Origin of the sequence: Endozoicomonas sp. YOMI1, from assembly GCF_024606345.1 — a bacterium.
In the GTDB taxonomy this organism is placed as follows: Bacteria; Pseudomonadota; Gammaproteobacteria; order Pseudomonadales; family Endozoicomonadaceae; genus Endozoicomonas.
In genome coordinates this window covers 1-1367 of the sequence record NZ_JAHHPM010000240.1, presented here as the reverse complement: position 1 = coordinate 1367, position 1367 = coordinate 1, and the positions used below count along the sequence as shown (strand labels likewise).

Annotated in this window: 1 protein-coding gene; it reads right to left on the bottom strand. The window is 53.5% G+C overall.

Features of this window, described 5'->3' with window-relative positions; genetic code table 11:
* Positions 1–143: 143 nt before the first annotated feature.
* On the bottom strand, positions 144–1367 hold a 1224-nt coding region (locus tag KDK15_RS08345), incomplete at its 5' end, for an ankyrin repeat domain-containing protein (RefSeq protein WP_257294898.1).

The following is a 1367-nucleotide window of genomic DNA, read 5'->3' as shown; positions in this document are numbered from 1 at the left end:
TCTTTGCATTTTTTTTTGTCGTTACCAACCAACGCTTGTAGCTTTTGCAATATGAAAAGCGGCGTTGCAGCAGCGATGGCAGTTAAGACCGGGATGACCCTGAACGGGTTGAATGCAATGCAAGTGTTAACTCTCAAGTCCCGCTAATTTATTGGCAGCCAGGCCCCGTTGACAATCAGGAGTTCTATGCACGCGCTGTGGCCATGGCTGGCAGCTAAGCTCAGGGCCGTCCAGCCATCGTCAGTCTGCTCCTTGATATGGATGCCCGGAGCGGCCAGCAACGCTTCGAGACACTCTGCGTTGCCGTACATTGCAGCTATGTGGAGAGCCGTCCAGCCCTTGTAAGTCTTCTTGTTGACCCGGATGCCCGGAGCGGCCAGTAATGTCTTGATGGACTCTGTACTGTGGTATTTGGCAGCGATGTGGAGAGCTGTCTTGCCCTTGTTAGTCTTCTTATTGACCTGGATGCCTGGCGCGACCAGTAATGTCTTGACGGACTCTGCACTATCGTATTTTGCAGCGATGTGGAGAGCTGTCCAGCCCCTGCCATTCCTTTTATTGACCCGGATGCCGGAAGTGGCCAGCAACACCTTGAGGGACTCTGCACAGTCGTAACCGGCCGCTAAGTGAAGAACCGTCCAGCCAAAAATATCACTCTCACTGACCTTGATGCCGGGAACGGCCAGTAACACTTTGACGGACTCTGTACAGCCGCTTATGGCAGCGAAGTGGATGGCCATCCAGTCCCAGTTAGCGATGACATTGATATCTGCTCCTGCCTCGAGCAGCCATTTCAGACGCTCGGATTTGCCCCATAATGCGGCGATCATCAGGGGCGTGACGCTGTCGTTATCAATGGTATTGATATTTACTTCGCTGTTGGCAAGTAGCTCTTTCAGAAACCCGGTGTTGTTTTCTTTTTTGCTGGTATAGCGTTCGAGCATCCTGCCATTATCGAAGCTTTCATTGATATTTCTGCCCATGGCAGCCCATTGTTGACGGGCCTCGATTATGCCGATTTTGGTGGCCATATGCAGGGGCGTTTCGCCGTTCTTATTGGTGGCATTGACACTTGCTCCATGGGTAACCAACAGTTTCAGGCACTGGATGTTGCCGTTCTCAGCCGCGAGGTGCAGGGGCGTCTGACCATCCTGGTCAGCGGCATTGACATCGGCCTGGTGATCGATCAGCGTTTGGGCGCAATCCATATGGCCGGAATCAATGGCGATAGCTAACGGGTGTGCAGGCTGACCGGTGCGCGCCGAGCGGTAAGTGCGCGTTGCCAGACTGGCATCAAGGGCCAGCAGCATGTTCAGCGTTTTCAGATCCCCGGTACGGCAGGCATGAAGCATCAGGGATTCACAATA